The organism is Aeromonas rivipollensis, assembly GCF_010974825.1.
Lineage (GTDB): Bacteria > Pseudomonadota > Gammaproteobacteria > Enterobacterales > Aeromonadaceae > Aeromonas > Aeromonas rivipollensis.
Map to the genome: position 1 here is coordinate 349,718 of NZ_JAAILA010000003.1, position 16,461 is coordinate 366,178.

Here is a 16,461-nt window from a genome sequence, read left to right on the forward strand (position 1 = left end):
CCAAAGCCCCCTCTCCTGCCGGGCTCATGGCCGCCGGGCTTGCCCCGGCGGGGCGCTTGACGCAAGATCGGCAGACATTCGATGCCGCGAGCGCCTTTGCTAGAGCAGAGGCTGAACAGGCGGCATGTCACCTCACAGACCCCTGGAGCCCCATGAGCCGCAGCGATCTCCCCTTCCCCGTCTCCGCCGTGATCCTGGCCGGTGGCCGTGCCACCCGCATGGGGGGCGACGACAAGGGCTGGGTGCCCCTGGCGGGCAAGCCCCTGATAGTCCACGTGCTCGAACGTCTGCGCCCCCAGGTGGACGAGGTGCTGATCAACGCCAACCGCAGCGAGGAGCGCTACCGGGCGCTGGCCCCCGTCATCGGCGACACGCAGGCCGACTTTCAGGGGCCGCTCGCGGGCATGCAGGCTGGCCTTGCCGCCGCCCGCCACGACTGGGTGCTGTTCGTGCCCTGTGACGGCCCCGCCCTGCCACGGGATCTGATGGCCCGCTTTCGCGCCGCCATGACGCCGCAGACCGAGCTGCTGGTGGCCCACGACGGCCAGCACCTGCAACCCGTGGTCGCCCTGCTCCATCGCGCCCTGCTGCCCTCACTGCAACTGGCCCTGGCAGAGGGAGAGCGCAAGACGGGGGCCTGGTTTGCCCGCCACCGGATGACGGTGGTGCCCTTTGCCGATGCGCCTGATGCCTTCGTCAATCTCAACAGCCCGGCCGAGCTCGCCGCCTACGAGGCGAGTCTGTCAGATCCCGAGCCGTTGGCGGGGGGCCTGCGACCATGAGCGCCCCAGGGCCCCTGCTCGGCTTCGTCGCCTGGAGCGGCACCGGCAAGACCACCCTGCTGGAGCGCCTCATTCCCCTGCTCGGCCAGCGCGGCCTGCGGCTAGGGGTGCTCAAGCATACCCATCACCACTTCGACATGGACAAGCCGGGCAAGGACAGCCATCGCCTGCGCCAGGCCGGTGCCCGCCAGGTGATGGCGGCCTCCTCCCTGCGCCACGCCCTGATCTGCGAGACCCCGGAGCAAGAGCCCTCTCTGGAGGCGCTGCTGGCCCGCTTCGACTGGGAGCGGCTCGATCTGCTGCTGGTCGAGGGGTTCAAGCATCACCATTTTCCCAAGATAGAGCTCCATCGCCGCGCCCTCGGGAAGCCCCTGCTGTTCCAAGACGACCCGGACATAGTGGCGCTCATCAGCGATGAGCCCGAGGCAACCACCCTGCCCCAGTTTCGTTTCGAGGCCCTGGACGCCATCGCCGACTTCATCTGTGCCCGGCTGCCCCGGGATGCAAGCAACCAGCCCCCTTTATCGCCGCCGCTGCGCCTGTTCGCCCTGGCCCTGGAGGCCATGCCCAATCCGGCGGGGGAGGCTTGCCTGCCCGGCCACCTCGGCCAGGATGCCAACGGCTGCTTGCAGGTGCGCCCGGCAAGTGCTTTCATGCCCTCTGCCCTGCCCTTGGCCAACTGCGTGATCGAATGCCCTGCCCGATCGGCCATCATCCCCGGTGAGCGGGTCCGGATCCGCCTCTTGCCCTGATGGGGAGCGTCAGCCGGCACGGCAACACGAGATGATCAACCTGACATGAGACGACTCCCTTGCGCCTGAACACGCCGCTCTCCCGCTTCGATCTGCTGATCTATGGCCGCTACCGCCTGGTCCACGGCCTGCGCATCGCCCTGGCCTTCACCCTCACCTTCCTGCTGACCCGGGAGCTCAAGCTGCCGGAGAGCACCTGGCCCCTCATCACCCTAGTGGTGGTGATGGGCCCCATCTCGTTCTGGGGCAATGTGCTCTCCCGGGCGCTGCAACGGGTGGTCGGCACCATCTTCGGCGCCGCCTGCGGGGTGGTGGCCCTCTATCTGGAGCTCTACTCCCTGCCGCTGATGCTGGTCTGGTGCTGCGCCATCATGTTCCTGTGCGGCTACCTGGCGCTTGGCAAGCGCCCCTATGTGGGGCTGCTCATCGGCATCACCCTGGGGGTCATAGTCGGCGGGGTGCCGGGAGACATAGAGACGGCGCTCTGGCGCAGCGGCGACGTGATCCTGGGTTCCATGCTGGCCCTGCTGTTTTGCAGCATCTACCCCCAGCGGGCCTACACCCACTGGCGGCTGCAGATGCACGACAGCCTGCAGCAGGCCGGGCGTCTCTATCACACCCACCTCTCCCCCAATATTCTGGAGCGCCCCAGGCTGGCCCAAAGCCACGCCCGCCTGCTCACCAAGATAGTCAGCCTGCGCCCCCTGCTGGCGCCCGCCGTCAAGGAGACCCGCCTCAACAGCACCCTGTTCGAGGCCGTCCAGACCACGATGCGCAACACCTTCTGCACCCTGGAGATGCTGGCCAACACCTACTGGCGTGATCGCCAGAGCCACTTCCTGATGCAGAGCCACCCCGGGCTGCGCGCCTGCCAGCAGGCCACAGAGGCGGTGATCATCCAGCTCGCCCTCATGCTCAAGAGCGGTGACAGCAGCGCCGCCGAGCAGGCCATAGCCAGATTGCAGGCGGCAGCCGCCGAGGTGCAGGCCGAGGTGCGCCCGGGGGCCGATGACGAGGCCACCATCAGCGGCTACCTCTGGCTCAACCTGCAGCTCACCGAGCAGATAGCCCACCTCCACCGCCTGCTGGGGCTGGTGATGAACCCGCCCCGCAGCCAGGGCAGCAAGTCGAGCTAACAAAACGCCCCGCATTGCGGGGCGTTCCTGTCTTTGGTCTCCGGCCACTCGGGCCATGACGACGCCGTCGGCCTTAACCGGCCTGCGCCAGGGGCTGCTCGGGGGTGAGATAGAGGGAGAAGTCCCGGATCCCCGCCTGAAGGGCGGCGAAACAGTCGGGATCGATGGCGCTGCCCAGATGCTCGGCCATCATCTCCAGCGCCTGGGGCACAGGGATGGCGTCGCGATAGGGGCGCTTGGCGGTGATGGCGTCGAAGATGTCGGCGGTGGTGATGATGCGTGTCTCGAGAGCAATCTCTGCGCCGCTGAGCCCCCTCGGATAGCCCTTGCCATCGAGCCGTTCATGATGGGCCCCGGCCACCTGGGCCAGCTCCCTGAACGCCCCTATGCGGCCCAGGATCTCCTCGGTATAGGCGGCATGCATCTGCACCGCGGCCCACTCCTGCGCATCTAGCTTGCCCGGCTTGTCGAGGATGGCGTTGCTCACCCCGAGCTTGCCCACATCGTGGAGCAGGGCACCCCGCTTGAGCCAGCGCCGTCTCGATTCAGGCAGCCCCATCTGGGCGGCAAGAATGTCGGTATAGAGCGCCACCCTGCCGCTGTGGCCCGCGGTATAGGGGCTCTTGGAGTCCACCACCTGACCGAAGGCCGCGGCTATCTCGTCCAGATAATCTTCATCGAGCGCCACCTCCCCCTGCCCGGCCGGGTGGTCGAAGACCCACTCGGTCAGCCTGGGGTCCACCAGCCCTTGCCAGAAATCCTCGTCCGCCAGCGCTTCAAATTCGCCGACCAGGGCAGGATCAAACCAGCTGCCGCTGCGCTCGCGCAGCTCCCTCAGCGCCGCATCCGGGCCTGCGGCGGCGTGAAACACATCCACCACCTGACAGAGCAGGGCAATGCGGGAGAAGAGGGGGATAGCCTCCCCCGCCAGTTGCAGCGGCCGCCCCTTGCCATTCCAGTGTTCATCGAGGGAGAGGATGCCGTTGGCCACCTCGTCACCGAAGCGCAGCTGGCGAGCTATGTCCGCCCCCCGGTGACAGCGGGTCTGGATCAGCTCGTTGGCTATCTGATCGCCGTTGCGAAAGATGTGGAACAGGCTGCGAAAACGGCCGAGCAGATCCGCCTGCAAGCCGGTGTGACCCAGCACGAAGTTGACCACCTCGGAGAGGGAGCCATCCACCAGCTTGAAGTCGCGCTTGAAGTGAAGATCGTCGGTGAGATAGAGCTCGCAGATGCGGGCGGCATTGCTGCTGCACCCCAGATCCTTAAGCAGTAGGGTGTAATAGAGGTCATGGCGCTGCCGGGCATCCAGTCCCAGCCGCTCCCCCAGACGGGCACCTATCCAGCAACAGCGGATGCAGTGCCCCCGTGGTTGACCCTCAGTCATGTCCAGGGCATGGCTGAGGGAACCAATCAATTCAGCCAACCGCAATCCGGTCACCGTCATAGCCTACTCCCTTAGACATAATGGCGATCTTGCCAGCCGCTTGTTTATACCCTTTTCAGAGAAAAAAAGATCAGCTTTCTGAAGAGGTTAAACCGCCACCTTGCCTGCATTTGCCTTCTCGTCCAGCTGCTTGCGGGTCAGGGTCGAGACCAGCTTGTCATCCAGGTAGATGTCCAGCAGCTCGCCGCGCATCTCCCCGCGCATCATGTCGCGATGACCGTCGATGTAGTGGATCTCCATCTGGGCCGTGCGCTCGTCCGGGTAGCTCACCTTCACCTCGCGCACCCCTTGCGGCAGCATGGCGAGCGGCACCTTGTTGAGGGCCGGATCCAGATGCTGGTTGACCTTGATCACCGCATCGGCCTTGTGATCCACCAGGGCCGGCGACTTGCCGGTGATGGGGTTCTTGCCCGACCAGAATTCGATGGTGTTGAACACGAACAGATCCGCCGTCGCCGCCAGGCCATAGACGGGGGAGAGCAGCACGAAGACACCGGCACGGCCGTAGCGATTGTCCACCACGCTGAGGTTGCCCTTGGTCACCATGGAGGAGAGCCCCATCTGCCCCATGCAACCGCTGAGACCCATGCTCGCTACCGTCCCCAGCAGCAGGGCCAGGGCCCTGCCTTTGTGTCGTACTGCCATTGTTTTCTACCCGCTCAATGAAAAATGAGGCGGCAGCCTAAACAAGGCGGCGGATCGCCACAATTCACAAGGCCGGGGTCATACAGCCAGGGTTCAGCTTGGGGGCTCGTTCGCTCACTCTTTTGGCGATCTCGTCAGAGGGTGTCGCCAGAGCAGTGGGGTCAGATGGAGAGTGCCGAGACCGTCTGCGAGACCCGGCTCGCCTCCTGGTGGATGTCGCTCATCAGCTTGTCCACCTCGGCTATCTGCTGCTTGCCGAGTTCGGCGCTGCCCGCCACCCCGGCCATGTCGTCGGTCACCCTGGCGGTCAGCTCGCGGTTCTTCTGCACCACCTTGGCTATCTCGGCGGTGGAAAGAGAGGTGCGGGCCGCCAGCTGGCGTACCTCGTCGGCCACCACGGCAAAGCCCCGTCCCTGCTCCCCCGCCCGCGCCGCCTCTATGGCCGCATTGAGGGCCAGCAGGTTGGTCTGATCGGCGATGGCGCTGATGGTGGAGACGATGGCCTCTATGCTCCTGGACTGCTCGTTGAGCTGACCGATGAGGGCGATGGCCTGATCCACCTGGGCGGCGATCAGGGAAGAGGTATCGACCACGGCGCGCAGCAGCTCGGCCCCGGCCTCGGCGCTGCTCAAGGTCTCCTGCGCCGTGCAGTGGGCGAGGCGGGCCGCTTCCCGGGTGGCGTGGTTCTGCTCGATGCGGGCCGTGATGTCGCTGGCGAACTTGACGACCTTCACCACCTTGCCGCTCTGATCCCGGATAGGGTTATAGGTGGCCTCCAGCCAGACGGCCTCCCCCCGGCTGTTGTGGCGCATGAAGAGGCCGGACTTGAACTGGCCACGGGCCAGCTCCTCCCAGAATTTGGGCTGCTCGCGCAGGAAGGCCTCGTCACAGAAGATCCTGTGATGCTTGCCCGCAATCTCGTTCAGGCGATAGCCCATGGCGTCGAGGAAGTTGGCGTTGGCGCTGATGATCTCGCCGCTCGGGGTGAACTCTATCATGGCCCGGGAGCGGTCCAGCGCCTGGGAGAGCGCCTCCAGGTGTTGCAGCCGCTGATGCCGGGCCGTCACGTCGCTGGCCAGCTTCACCACCCGGGTCACCCTGCCCTGGGTCTTCACCGGGAAATAGCTCGCCTCCAACCAGCGGGTCTCGCCCTTCTGGTTGACCCGCTCGAAGGTGCCAGACTGGGGCTGACCCTGGCGCAGGCGGCTCCAGAACTGCTGATAGTCGGTGGAGCCGGTCCAGCCCTTAGGGCAGAGCAGGCTGTGGTGACGCCCAAGCAGCTCGCCAGCGCCATATCCCATCAGGCTCAGGAAGGGGTCGCTGACTTCCAGGATCTCCCCGTCCGGGCTGAAGATGATGGTCGCGGCACCGCCCTTGATCCCCTGGGCGAAGCCCTGCTCTTCATCGAGCCGGGCCTGACAGGCCTGCAACTGCGCCTTGAGTTTGTGATTGAACATGACACTCCTACCTCGTTGACGATCCGGATCGGCACCACAGCCTCCCCCCACTGACTGTATCGGCCCCGCAAGTCCCAATATGAGTGGTCAGATGACCTTGGGTCATGGGGGCGCGCAGTGTATAGAAAAGCGACTAGGCCGCCAAGGGCTGCCAGTACGTAAAAGAATCTGCCGAGGATCACTGCGGCTAGTTCAGGGGGCGGGACACCACTCCAGGCAGGCCGGATTGGAAACAAAACCGAGTCGCTCGTAGAGCGGACGCCCCTGCTCGCTGGCGTGCAGCCACAGCTTGCCCAGTCGCTGTTCCCGGGCATGGGCCGCCATGGCATCGAGCAGGGCGCTCGCCATGCCCCGCTTGCGCCAGGCCGGCAGTGTATACATGTTGAGCAGATAGGCCTCGCGCCCCGCCAGGTTGCCAGGATAGGGTGGCCGCACGAAGAGCGCCAAGGTGCCGCACGCCACCGCCTCCCCCTCGACCTCCACCAGCCAGGAGCGGGCGCTGCCATCCGCCTGTGCCGAGCTGAAATAGGATTGGGTCGCCTGCCGCAGAACATCGCTCGCCTGCGGATCATCGAGCTCCCCCAGTTCACCAAACAGCGCCATGCGAAGGCGCACCAGGGCGGGAATGTCGGCGGCCAGGGCCTCGCGAACCATCATCTCTTTCTCCTCGGGTGGCATGACAAGAAGGGGCCCGCAGGCCCCTTTATCTGGCAGCCACGTTAATGGCCGCTGCGTCCCCTGGCAAGGCGCCAGTGATCCAATGACAGGGGGCCTGCGCCCCACACCGCCAGGGTCAGTAGCATCCAGCCCCACAGCTGGTGATCGTGAAAGCCCCCCGCCCACAGGGCCGGGTAGGAGATGACCGCCATGGCGTTGAAGCCAAACAGCAGCAAGGCGACCGGGCGGGTGAAGAGGCCCACCAGCAGGAAGAGCGGCAGCAGCAGTTCGGTCGCGGTGCCCGCGTAGGCCGCCCACTGCCAGGGCAGCAGGGGCACCTGGTACTCGAACTCGAACAGGTAGAGGGTGGAATCCCAGGCCGTGAACTTGAGCCAGCCGGATCGCAGGAAGACGGCGGCGATCCAGAGTCTGGCCAGCAGCAGCAGGGCGCCGCTGCACCAGGGCAGGATGCGCTCGGCAAAGAGGCCAAGCGGCTTGGAGAGAGTCTGTGTTGTCATGGGGCAAGCTCCAGATCGACCAGCAGATCGAGGGTGATGAGGGGGGCAAGGTGCTCGGCCATGGCCGGATCCTGTGCCAGCAGGCTGGCCAGCGACCTGCCCTGCTGGCAGCCCTGCAGCAGGCGCCAGGGGGTTGCCTCCAGAGGGATGGGTTCGACCCTGTGGCCGGGGCGTTTTTTAAGGGCCAGCCAGCAGGGGGCATCCAGCTCGCTGACCCTCTCCCCGCCGTGCAGGGCCATCTGCCAGAGCGCCAGCACAGGATGACGGCTCTCGAGGAGCAGCAGATCACAGGCGGGGTGCAGCACCAGCCGATCCCACTGGCTCGGGGCAAGGGCGGCGAGCCGCTCGGCGGGCCAGCGCCTTGCCTCGGGCGCCAACAGGGAGGCGCGCTCCAGCAGCCACTCGAAGCGGGCCAGCTCCCCGAGCCAGGGCAGGGCCTGGGTTGTCGGCAGGCGGGTGAGCCAGTCGCCAAAGCCTTCCCCATAGTGCATGACGCTCCCCTCCTCCAGGGGCTCGGCCAGCACGAATCCCCGGGCCGCGGCGGCGAAGAACTCTTCCCCCACCATGGCCGCGACGGCGGGATAGCTGCTGGCGAGCACCTCGGTGAGGCCGAGGATGACGTTGTTGCAATAGATCTGCAGCACGGCGTCGGGGGCAAAGCGCCCAGTCTGGATCTGCGCCAGTATGGCGTCATCCTGGCCGAGCAGACCGCTGGCAAACTCCTGTTGCAGGCGGGCAAGCTCAGACATGGGCGGCCTCCCGGGAGGTTTGCTGCGCCGCGCTCAGGATCTCGCTGGCAAGTTGCGCCTCCCCCAGCAGCACAGGCAGCGGGGGTATCTCCAGATCCCACTCGATCAGGGTGGGGATGGCGCGCTGCTGGCACAGCTGCCGATAGAGCGCCCACACAGGGGGCGCCACCGGGGTGCTGTGGGTGTCGATATAGAGGTGCCCCTGTGGCAACGCCTTGTCGGTAAAACCGGCCAGGTGGATCTCCCCGACCGTCTCCAGATCGATGACAGCCAGGTAGTCGGCGCAGTCGAAGCCGTGATTGACGCTGCTGACATGGAGGTTGTTGAGATCGAGCAGGATGCCGCAGCCGCTGCGCTGCGCCAGCTCGGCCAGAAACGCCGCTTCGCTCATCTCCCCGGGCAGTTGCAGATAGGAAGAGGGGTTTTCGATGAGCAGTTGCCGGCCCAGGGCCTGCTGCACCTTGTCTACCTTGTCGCTCATGTGCGAGAGGGCCTCACGGGTGTAGGGCATGGGCAGCAGATCGTTGAAATAGCGCCCGCCTATGCTGCCCCAGCTCAGGTGCTCGGAGACCCGCACCGGCGCTATGGTCGCCACCAGGGCCGCCAACTGGCGCAGGTGCGCAGGGTCGAGCGAGTCGGCGGAGCCCAGCGACATGCCGACCCCGTGCAGGCTGACGGGATAGTGCCCGGCGAGTTCGGCCAGCACCTCAAAGCCTTTGCTGTGGCGCTCGAAGTAGTTTTCGCTGTGCACCTCGAGCCAGCCTACCCCGGGCAGGGTCTGGCGGATCTCGTCGTAGTGGGGGGGGCGTAAACCTATACCGATCAAGGGGTTCATGGCAGGGCTCTCTCAAAAGAAGGGGCCATGATGTGGCGGGCGCCACACCATGGCACTGGGCTTACTTGGGTTGCAGCGACCCGCCCGCCAGTTTCTCGCACAGGCCCTTGGGCATCACCACGAAGGCATCGCCCTGGGCATCCATCTTGGCGGTACCGGCGCAGGAGCCGCCCTTGGTGGCGCAATCGTTTTTGCCCGCCTTGACCACGCCGTAGCACTTCTCCTTGTCGTCCGCCGCCATGACTGGCGCGGCGATGAACTGGGCACCCAGGGCCAGCAGACCCGTCATGGCAGAGGCGATGGCAGTACTCTTTTTCACGTTCATATCCATATTCCTTGTTGTCTAGAGTGGTGTCTCCGGCGGATGTCATCCGGTTACGTCCAATAGAACCGGCCCAGGGGAGAAAAGATTTCCCAAAAATTGAAAAAACCTGAAAAAAAACCAACAAAGTGCCAACAAGCAATTGTTTTTTAAGGGATATAAATTTAATCAAAAAAAGGCGGATCGGCGCGACCATCCCTCACCAAGGGGCCTTGCACCGCCCTTGCCGAGGGCGCCGGGATAACGCCCATCTTGCTTGGGCACCACAGACCGGCATCACAACAAGAGAGGGGCCCATGGCCCCTCTCTATCCCTTAGGCGAGCCCCTTCCCAAGGCGCTCGCTCACCCCTGGCCCCAGGCTCAGGTGGTCTTGACACACTTTTGCACGAAGCTGTTCTTGGCCGCCCCGGCAAGCTTCTTGTCGGCCGCCGCCTTCTCGCACTGGGCCGTCTTGTCGGTGGCGGCATCCGTCTTCACGCACTTCTGGATAAAGCTGTTCTTGGCAGCCCCCGCCAGCTTCTTGTCGGCGGCAGCTTTTTCACACTGGGCTGTCTTGGTGCTGGCCGAGGCATCCTTGACGCACTTGCCCACGAAGCTGGTCTTGGCGGCGCCCGCCAGCTTCTTCACCGCCGCCTGGGCCTCGCACTCTTGCTGCGCGCCAGAGGTTGCGCCCTGGGCCACCCCCATTCCCATGCCCATTACCGTCACACACAGACTCAACATCATCAGGATCCGCTTCATATGACCAACTCCCATCGTTCTATCCATTGTGGTTAGCCCCCACTCACGCGGGCCAAACGAGGCACCCTCGCCTCGCTGCACTATAGTCCCCCCGCCCCGTGACAACAAAATGCCCTTCCTTGCCGACAACCCCCTCCCTGCCCCCGCTCCGACCACCCGGCGCCTTCGCTTCAATTGTTGAGCTGGCGCAAAAAATCCAGTCGTTCCCTGCGGTTGCGTCAACTTTTGACTGGTTTGCGTATGAGGCTTGAGGATATGCTGGTCATTCGGCGCCTACAGCACCATCCGGGCCCCGTCAGCTGAACCATGGAGCATATTGGGCCCCAACAAACGAGATACAAAAACATAGGGTTAAAACTTTGGGTATATTAGAAAATAAAAAACTAGCAGTTTTAATCGATGCTGATAATGCCAGCTCATCGTTAATCAAAGAGTTACTTGCGGAAATAGCAAAGTATGGTGTTGCAAGTGTTAAACGTGCATATGGTGATTGGACCACAACAAATTTAAAAGGATGGAAGGAACACTTACATAAACATGCAATACAACCTATCCAGCAGTTTAGCTATACGAGCGGAAAGAATTCAACAGACTCCTCACTAATTATAGAGGCAATGGATCTTCTTCATACAAAAAACTTCGATGGCTTTTGCATTATATCTTCTGATAGTGACTTCACCCGTTTAGCCACACGAATCAGAGAGTCTGGCTTAACTGTTTATGGGTTTGGTGAAAAAAAGACACCGAGCGCGTTTGTATCTGCATGTGATAAATTTGTTTACACAGAAATATTGTGCTCTCAGAAATCTCTAGAAAAACCATCTAACAACATTATTAATGAAGGGGATGGAATAAAAGTACCCGACGTATTGATTCAAGCTATTAAAGCAAAAATTCGAGATGATGGATGGGCAAGGCTAGCTGGTGTTGGTGTATATATATCTCAGAACCATCCATCATTCGATGCTAGAAACTTCGGGTTTGATAAGCTTGGAGAGCTAGTTAAGTCACAAAAATACATTGAAGTGAAAGAGGTTAATGATTCTAGTGGGGAACATGCTCATATACATGTAAGGCTTAAGGCTGGCGTATAGCATTCATTGAGAAAACATGTTCTCTGAGAATATCATGCATCATGGAAGAGGCCACACTGGAATGAAGCGTATAATTGAACTCTCGAATAAAGAAGCAAGAAGTCATTTCCTAAAAGGAAGTAGCTATTTCAATGGAGATATGCCGAGCTATATTAGTTTTGAACCGATATTAACCGCCGTTTCAGATGTACTCAGTGGCAACAGTTTTGCTCAATACAAGGCTAGTAATCCGGCTGAGTATCCTGATGTGAATTACAACTTCATAGCAAATAAAGACGGTAGGTTTGCGTGGCGCCCCTATGAGCTCATGCATCCAGCAATTTATGTTTCTCTAGTAAACGTTATTTGTGAAGAAAATAACTGGACGTTAATAAAATCCCGTATTGCTGAATTTGAGGATGGTGTTGTCGACTGTTGCAGCGCGCCAGTAGTGTCGGTTAATCAACAGAGCGATGTTGCAACTCAGATAAAAAGTTGGTGGCAAGCAGTTGAGCAACGGTCTCTAATGTACTCTTTGGAATTTAGCCATCTTCTTCATACCGATGTCACAGATTGCTATGGCTCTTTGTACACACATAGTATTGCGTGGGCTATTCATGGTCTCGAAGAAGCAAAGAAGAGCAAAAATGATAAATCTTTGCTCGGCAATAAAATAGATTTTCATATCCAATCTAGCCGTTATGGGCAGACAAATGGCATTGCTCAAGGTTCGGTTTTAATGGACTTCATTGCTGAAATCGTGCTGGGATATGTCGACAAATTAATATACGAAGAACTAGGTGATTGTTCCGACATACGAATCCTTCGCTATCGAGATGACTATCGTATTTTTGCAAACAATGACGAAAGAGCAGAGGCTGTTCTCAAGGTAGTGAGCGACAAACTACGAACTGTAGGGATGAAGTTAGGTGTTTCAAAGACATTCTCCTCACGAAATGTGGTAGAAGGCTCTGTTAAGCCTGATAAGTTAGCAGGTATTGAGTTCCAGGATCTTGGAACCACAAATGCAAAAACCATCCAGAAACAGTTAATGAGACTCCATTCTTTCGGTCAACGATATCCAAATAGTGGAGCGCTCAGACGCCTTATGGGTGATTTTCACACAAGTGTTTCGAAGCAAACGGTAATCCCCGATGACTTAGAAGTGCAAGTTTCTATTGCAACTGATATTGCTAACATTTCACCGGCAACATTCCCAGCCGTTGCTGGAATATTAAGCCACCTTATTTCCTTAGCTCCTGGAGAAGAAAAAATCCTGCTATGGACGAAAGTTAGAAATAAAATGAAGCGTGTTCCATATAACGGTTATCTTGAAATATGGTTACAACGAGTAATCCAACCGAAAAGTGTTGGAATTCATTTTGAAAGTGATGAAGCTATATGCAAAATAGTAAATGGTGATAACCCTCATTTGTGGGCATGTGAATGGATTGCAAGTGATGCACTAAAAAATGCCATTAATGTTAAGAAAATTCTAGTGGCCTCAGTGACTGAAGCGACGGAAGTTATCGAGCCGGATGAAATCGAATTATTCAAACAAAATGCTTGGGCTTACTAACAGAGAGAGCATCTAGGCTACCCACCTTTCCGAGCCAGCCACCACCGGCTGGCTTTATCTGTCATCACACACTGCGCCTCCAAGAATCCGCTCAAGATCGGGCAAACAACGCTTACCCGGCGGGCCGTGTGTTTAGACGTAACAACGAAAAGGTGGGTGCCCCAAGTTAGAAATCGTTGGAATATATCACGGCCATCAGGCTGCCGGTCTGGGTGATCGGACACAAAAAACCATCCCGCCCGGGATGGTTTTTTATTGGATGACTTGAAAGGCAAGGGCCTTCTTACCACCGCCCCTGGGGTGGCTGCTGGTTTCGCGACTCCACCATGGCGATCAGGATGGCCATCAAGCTCGATATCAGCATCAGCCCCATGGCGATGGGAAACGTCACCAGGACATAAGAGAAACGTCCCATCTCTGCCGCCGGAGAGTCCGATAACATCATCATTGGCAGAGGGAATACCAATAACAGGGCCAGGTAAAACATGATCCTGGCGATCATCAGGGGGGTCTTGAGGGACTGGGTCACTATTTTTCGGTACGGCCACATGATGGTTTGCTCCCTGCACTGTGGTGTTGTTGTCGATAAGCCGCGCCTTCGAGGCGTCTGTGGCCCTGCTCGTCCATGATGGCGTCAAGCAGCACCCTGATTAACAGCCGCGAGGCGCCGGGTCAATGAACCGTATCGAGTCCTTTTCAACCGAATTTTTTCCCTCCATTTTATTGTCCTGCCCCTGTCTGCCTTGCCGGGAAAAATGCGCGCTCCATCAGCAACAAACCGCAGCAACCGCTGAGACAGAGGAGCCTGGCAGCAGGTTGTGATACGCCGCCATGCGGGGAGTTGTGCCCGGGCTCCCACTGTGGTGCGGCGCCAGCGGGGATGCCTTGATGATGGCCGGGAGGTGCCCCGAGGCGTCAAGCCTTCGGGGCGCGCCGCCCTGGTGGGAAGACATTCAGGGGTGGGGATGGCTCAGAGAGAGGGCCATCGAGTGGCTGACATCAAGATTCCGCACCCAGCAACGTAGTGCCATAGGAGTTATCTATGGTGCAACGCCACTGTCCATCGCCTTCCTTGCGAAACACATAGGTGGCGCGGCGGGTCTCGTCGATCCAGCCCTCCCCGTCCGGGTAGCGCAGCCGGGTCTCCATGATCACCAGGGCGTTGTCGGCCCCCTCTAACACCTCCATGGCCCCCTGGGTCACCTCAAGCTTGCCATCAAAGTAATCGGAGATGGCGGTGAAGGCGCGGCGGATGGCGGGGATGCCGCGCGCCACCATGCCGGGTTTGACCACCAGGGCGGCGTCCTCGGCGTAGAAGGCCATCAGGGCGTCGAAGTCGCGCCGGGAGATGGCGGCGTCGCAGGTCTCGATCAATGTGCGAAGGGGATGCTGGCTCATACTGTGCTCCTTTGTTTCAGGGTGATCATCCAGGTCGGGTTTCCCCGCCCTATGCCGGAAATAAAAAATCCCCCGCTCTTTGCAAAAAGGCGGGGGATTTTCATTTTTCATGGGTACTTAACCGAGCAGGAAGGCTTTGAGACGGCCAAAGTCGGCGGGCAGGTTGTGGGAGAGCAGCGGCAGGGCGGCGTGCTTGGCCAGCGGGCCCGGCAGCGGCACATCCAACTCCAGGATCTCGTCTACCGACTCCTTGAACTTGGCGGGATGGGCGGTGCAGAGGAAGACCCCTACCTCGTCCTCGGCGAGCTGCTCGTTCAGCAGATCCCAGGCGATGGCGCCGTGAGGCTCGCACAGGTAATCGAGCTGGTGCAGGCGTTTAAGGGCATCGCGGGTTTCGGCATCACTGCGCATGCCAGAGCCCAAGGTCTCCAGCGCCCAGCCTTCCCGGCGGCACAGCTCTTCCACCCGCGGCCAGTTGTTGGGGCGGCTCACGTCCATGGCGTTGGAGAGTGTCGCGACCGTCTGGTGCGGCTCCCAGCTGCCGGTTTTCAAGTAGCGCGGCACTGTGTCGTTGGCGTTGGTGGCGGCGATAAAGCGCTTCACCGGCAGCCCCAGCGCCTTGGCAATCAAGCCTGCGGTCAGGTTACCGAAGTTGCCGGACGGCACGCTGATGACTGCCTTGGCGCGGTCGGCTTTGGGCAGCTGGGCCAGGGCCTCGAAGTAGTAGCAGACCTGGGCCAGCAAGCGGCTGATGTTGATGGAATTGGCGGAGTTCAGGCCGATGGCGGTCTTGAGCCCTTCGTCGTCGAAGGCATCTTTGACCAGCGCCTGACAGGCATCGAAGTCGCCGTCGATGGCGATGGTGCGGATGTTGCCGCCGAGGGTGCAGAAGAGCGCCTCCTGCAGGGGGCTGATCTTGCCCTTGGGGTAGAGGATCACCACTTCGATCCCCTCCAGGCCATAGAAGGCGTGGGCCACGGCGGCGCCGGTGTCGCCGGAGGTGGCGGTCAAGATGGTGATCTTGTCGTTGGTGCGGAAGGTCGCCAAACACTGGGCCATAAAGCGGCCACCGAAGTCCTTGAACGCCAAGGTCGGGCCGTGGAACAGCTCGAGGGCATAGGTGCCGTCTTTGAGCTTCACCAGGGGCGCCGGGAAGGTGAAGGCTGCGTCGATAAGCTCGCTGACCTTAGGCAAGGGCACTTCGTCCCCCAGCAGGTGGCTGATGATGCGAGCGGAGCGCTCGGCCAACGGCAAGTCCAGCAGGGCATCCACCTCGGCCAGGGGCGCGATGGTTTCGGGGAAGAAGAGCCCCTGCTCGCGGCCCAGACCCTGGCGCACCGCCTGGGCGAAGCTCACCTGTTCACTCTTGTCCTTGATATTGTAAAGATTCATAGCTCGCTTCCTGTTACCCGTGCCCCGGCCATGTCCAGTTTGCAGACCCGGGCAAATCCATCTTCGTTCTGCACAAAATGTGCGTCCATCCAATCCTTCATGCGCTCGGCCTGGGCCAGATCCTTCATCACCACGAAGACGCTGGGGCCCGAGCCCGAGATGCCAGTGGCCAGGGCCCCGTTCTGGGCCGCCTGGGCCCGCACCTCGTTGAAGCCTTCGATGAGCGCCGCGCGGTAGGGTTCGGCAATCACGTCTTTGAGCACGCTGGCCGCCAATCCCTCCTGCCCTGTGTAGCTGGCGTGCACGAAGGCGGCCAGGCGACGGCCATAGGTGAGGCAATCCTGACGGCGATACTGGGCCGGTAGTATGGCGCGGGCGGCGGCGGTGGAAACCACTGTGCCCGGGTAGCAGACCACCCAGTACCACTGCTCGAACACCGGAATGCCCTGGCTGATGACGCCGTGCTCTTCGAGCACCAGCTGCATGCCGCCGAGATAGCAGGGGGCGACGTTGTCGTAGTGAACCGAGCCGGAAATCTTCCCTTCCATCTCCCCCATCAGCAGCAGCATGTCGTGTTCATTGAGGGGGGCGCCGTGGAAGGCGTTGAGCCCTTCCAGTGCCGCCACCACGCTGCAGGCGCTGGAGCCCAGACCCGAGCCCACCGGCAGGTTCTTCTCCAGCACCATCGCCAGCGGCTTGAGGGTCAGGCCGCGCTTCTCCAGCGCCTCCCCATAGGCAAGCCAGCAGTCATAGAGGATGTTCTTCTTGGGATCGTCCGGCAGCTTGTGGGCGTAGCGGCCCACGGAGGAGAGGGCGAACGCCACATCGGCAGCCTTTACCTGGACGCGATCCCCCAGCAGGGAGCCATCCACGGGGGCGAGCGCCGCCCCCAGGACATCAAAGCCCACGCTCAGGTTGGCGCTGGAGGCCGGGGCATAGGCGACCACGCTGCCGCCCTGCGCCATGGCATCTTGTTC

The 16,461-nt window shown here is 60.8% G+C and carries 18 protein-coding genes; 5 read left to right on the plus strand and 13 right to left on the minus strand.

Features of this window, described 5'->3' with window-relative positions; genetic code table 11:
• Positions 1–152: 152 nt before the first annotated feature.
• The 3 genes from mobA to G4923_RS02420 are packed head-to-tail and all read left to right on the plus strand — an operon-like array spanning position 153 to position 2,670.
• Positions 153–782, plus strand: coding sequence for a molybdenum cofactor guanylyltransferase MobA (gene mobA / locus G4923_RS02410; RefSeq protein WP_163135387.1), 630 nt, complete (start codon positions 153–155; stop codon positions 780–782).
• Positions 779–1,534 carry a molybdopterin-guanine dinucleotide biosynthesis protein B gene (gene mobB, locus G4923_RS21425; RefSeq protein ID WP_163135388.1) on the plus strand — a complete coding sequence of 252 codons (756 nt, stop codon included), beginning with the start codon at positions 779–781 and terminating at the stop codon, positions 1,532–1,534. The genes mobA and mobB overlap by 4 nt, the downstream gene beginning before the upstream one ends.
• A gap of 59 nt (positions 1,535–1,593) precedes the next feature.
• Positions 1,594–2,670, plus strand: coding sequence for an FUSC family protein (locus G4923_RS02420; protein WP_163135389.1), 1,077 nt, complete (start codon positions 1,594–1,596; stop codon positions 2,668–2,670).
• Positions 2,671–2,743: 73 nt separating this feature from the next.
• Here G4923_RS02420 and G4923_RS02425 read toward each other — a convergent pair whose 3' ends face one another.
• From G4923_RS02425 to G4923_RS02465, 9 genes are all read right to left on the minus strand, one after another.
• On the minus strand, positions 2,744–4,117 hold the full coding sequence (locus G4923_RS02425) for an HD-GYP domain-containing protein (RefSeq protein WP_163135390.1): 1,374 nt from the start codon (positions 4,115–4,117) through the stop codon (positions 2,744–2,746).
• A gap of 87 nt (positions 4,118–4,204) precedes the next feature.
• Positions 4,205–4,762 carry a DUF3332 domain-containing protein gene (locus G4923_RS02430; protein WP_111910250.1) on the minus strand — a complete coding sequence of 186 codons (558 nt, stop codon included), beginning with the start codon at positions 4,760–4,762 and terminating at the stop codon, positions 4,205–4,207.
• A 161-nt stretch (positions 4,763–4,923) separates the two neighbouring features.
• Complete coding sequence (locus G4923_RS02435) at positions 4,924–6,219, minus strand: methyl-accepting chemotaxis protein (protein ID WP_163135391.1); 1,296 nt, start codon at positions 6,217–6,219, stop codon at positions 4,924–4,926.
• A 192-nt stretch (positions 6,220–6,411) separates the two neighbouring features.
• Positions 6,412–6,876: a GNAT family N-acetyltransferase gene (locus G4923_RS02440; RefSeq protein WP_163135392.1), complete on the minus strand. Its 465-nt coding sequence runs from the start codon at positions 6,874–6,876 to the stop codon at positions 6,412–6,414.
• 62 nt (positions 6,877–6,938) lie between these two features.
• A complete protein-coding gene (locus tag G4923_RS02445) occupies positions 6,939–7,394 on the minus strand; it encodes a DoxX family protein (RefSeq protein ID WP_240455245.1) in 456 nt (151 codons plus the stop codon).
• Complete coding sequence (locus G4923_RS02450) at positions 7,391–8,143, minus strand: HvfC/BufC N-terminal domain-containing protein (RefSeq protein ID WP_163135393.1); 753 nt, start codon at positions 8,141–8,143, stop codon at positions 7,391–7,393. The genes G4923_RS02445 and G4923_RS02450 overlap by 4 nt, the downstream gene beginning before the upstream one ends.
• The gene (gene bufB, locus G4923_RS02455) at positions 8,136–8,978 is read right to left on the minus strand and encodes an MNIO family bufferin maturase (protein WP_163135394.1); all 843 of its coding nucleotides are present in this window, start codon (positions 8,976–8,978) and stop codon (positions 8,136–8,138) included. The genes G4923_RS02450 and bufB overlap by 8 nt, the downstream gene beginning before the upstream one ends.
• A gap of 61 nt (positions 8,979–9,039) precedes the next feature.
• Positions 9,040–9,297 carry a BufA1 family periplasmic bufferin-type metallophore gene (locus tag G4923_RS02460; protein WP_429092231.1) on the minus strand — a complete coding sequence of 86 codons (258 nt, stop codon included), beginning with the start codon at positions 9,295–9,297 and terminating at the stop codon, positions 9,040–9,042.
• 364 nt (positions 9,298–9,661) lie between these two features.
• The gene (locus G4923_RS02465; RefSeq protein ID WP_420884893.1) at positions 9,662–10,000 is read right to left on the minus strand and encodes a hypothetical protein; all 339 of its coding nucleotides are present in this window, start codon (positions 9,998–10,000) and stop codon (positions 9,662–9,664) included.
• 401 nt (positions 10,001–10,401) lie between these two features.
• Between G4923_RS02465 and G4923_RS02470 the strand changes: the two genes are divergently transcribed.
• Both G4923_RS02470 and G4923_RS02475 read left to right on the plus strand, forming a co-directional pair.
• A complete protein-coding gene (locus G4923_RS02470; protein ID WP_163135395.1) occupies positions 10,402–11,136 on the plus strand; it encodes an NYN domain-containing protein in 735 nt (244 codons plus the stop codon).
• 16 nt (positions 11,137–11,152) lie between these two features.
• The gene (locus tag G4923_RS02475) at positions 11,153–12,694 is read left to right on the plus strand and encodes an RNA-directed DNA polymerase (RefSeq protein WP_240455246.1); all 1,542 of its coding nucleotides are present in this window, start codon (positions 11,153–11,155) and stop codon (positions 12,692–12,694) included.
• A gap of 283 nt (positions 12,695–12,977) precedes the next feature.
• Here G4923_RS02475 and G4923_RS02480 read toward each other — a convergent pair whose 3' ends face one another.
• The 4 genes from G4923_RS02480 to thrB all read right to left on the minus strand — a co-directional run bounded on the left by G4923_RS02480 (position 12,978) and on the right by thrB (position 16,449).
• Positions 12,978–13,196 (minus strand): hypothetical protein, encoded by a 219-nt coding sequence (locus G4923_RS02480; RefSeq protein WP_240455247.1) that lies wholly within the window; start codon positions 13,194–13,196, stop codon positions 12,978–12,980.
• Between the two features lie 497 nt (positions 13,197–13,693).
• Positions 13,694–14,092 carry a YybH family protein gene (locus G4923_RS02485; protein WP_163135397.1) on the minus strand — a complete coding sequence of 133 codons (399 nt, stop codon included), beginning with the start codon at positions 14,090–14,092 and terminating at the stop codon, positions 13,694–13,696.
• A gap of 117 nt (positions 14,093–14,209) precedes the next feature.
• Complete coding sequence (gene thrC / locus G4923_RS02490) at positions 14,210–15,484, minus strand: threonine synthase (RefSeq protein ID WP_163135398.1); 1,275 nt, start codon at positions 15,482–15,484, stop codon at positions 14,210–14,212.
• Entirely contained in the window at positions 15,481–16,449 is a 969-nt protein-coding gene (gene thrB / locus G4923_RS02495; RefSeq protein ID WP_106887891.1) for a homoserine kinase, read from the minus strand. The genes thrC and thrB overlap by 4 nt, the downstream gene beginning before the upstream one ends.
• Between the last annotated feature and the right edge of the window lie 12 nt (positions 16,450–16,461).

Coding starts and splice junctions, on each gene's coding strand:
- mobA (WP_163135387.1), top strand. CDS start 153: ATGAGCCGCAGCGATCTCCCCTTCCCCGTCTCCGCCGTGATCCTGGCC.
- mobB (WP_163135388.1), top strand. CDS start 779: ATGAGCGCCCCAGGGCCCCTGCTCGGCTTCGTCGCCTGGAGCGGCACC.
- G4923_RS02425 (WP_163135390.1), bottom strand. CDS start 4,117: ATGACGGTGACCGGATTGCGGTTGGCTGAATTGATTGGTTCCCTCAGC.
- G4923_RS02430 (WP_111910250.1), bottom strand. CDS start 4,762: ATGGCAGTACGACACAAAGGCAGGGCCCTGGCCCTGCTGCTGGGGACG.
- G4923_RS02435 (WP_163135391.1), bottom strand. CDS start 6,219: ATGTTCAATCACAAACTCAAGGCGCAGTTGCAGGCCTGTCAGGCCCGG.
- G4923_RS02440 (WP_163135392.1), bottom strand. CDS start 6,876: ATGATGGTTCGCGAGGCCCTGGCCGCCGACATTCCCGCCCTGGTGCGC.
- G4923_RS02445 (WP_240455245.1), bottom strand. CDS start 7,394: ATGACAACACAGACTCTCTCCAAGCCGCTTGGCCTCTTTGCCGAGCGC.
- G4923_RS02450 (WP_163135393.1), bottom strand. CDS start 8,143: ATGTCTGAGCTTGCCCGCCTGCAACAGGAGTTTGCCAGCGGTCTGCTC.
- bufB (WP_163135394.1), bottom strand. CDS start 8,978: ATGAACCCCTTGATCGGTATAGGTTTACGCCCCCCCCACTACGACGAG.
- G4923_RS02465 (WP_420884893.1), bottom strand. CDS start 10,000: ATGGGCATGGGAATGGGGGTGGCCCAGGGCGCAACCTCTGGCGCGCAG.
- G4923_RS02475 (WP_240455246.1), top strand. CDS start 11,153: ATGTTCTCTGAGAATATCATGCATCATGGAAGAGGCCACACTGGAATG.
- G4923_RS02480 (WP_240455247.1), bottom strand. CDS start 13,196: ATGATCGCCAGGATCATGTTTTACCTGGCCCTGTTATTGGTATTCCCT.
- G4923_RS02485 (WP_163135397.1), bottom strand. CDS start 14,092: ATGAGCCAGCATCCCCTTCGCACATTGATCGAGACCTGCGACGCCGCC.
- thrC (WP_163135398.1), bottom strand. CDS start 15,484: ATGAATCTTTACAATATCAAGGACAAGAGTGAACAGGTGAGCTTCGCC.
- thrB (WP_106887891.1), bottom strand. CDS start 16,449: ATGGCGCAGGGCGGCAGCGTGGTCGCCTATGCCCCGGCCTCCAGCGCC.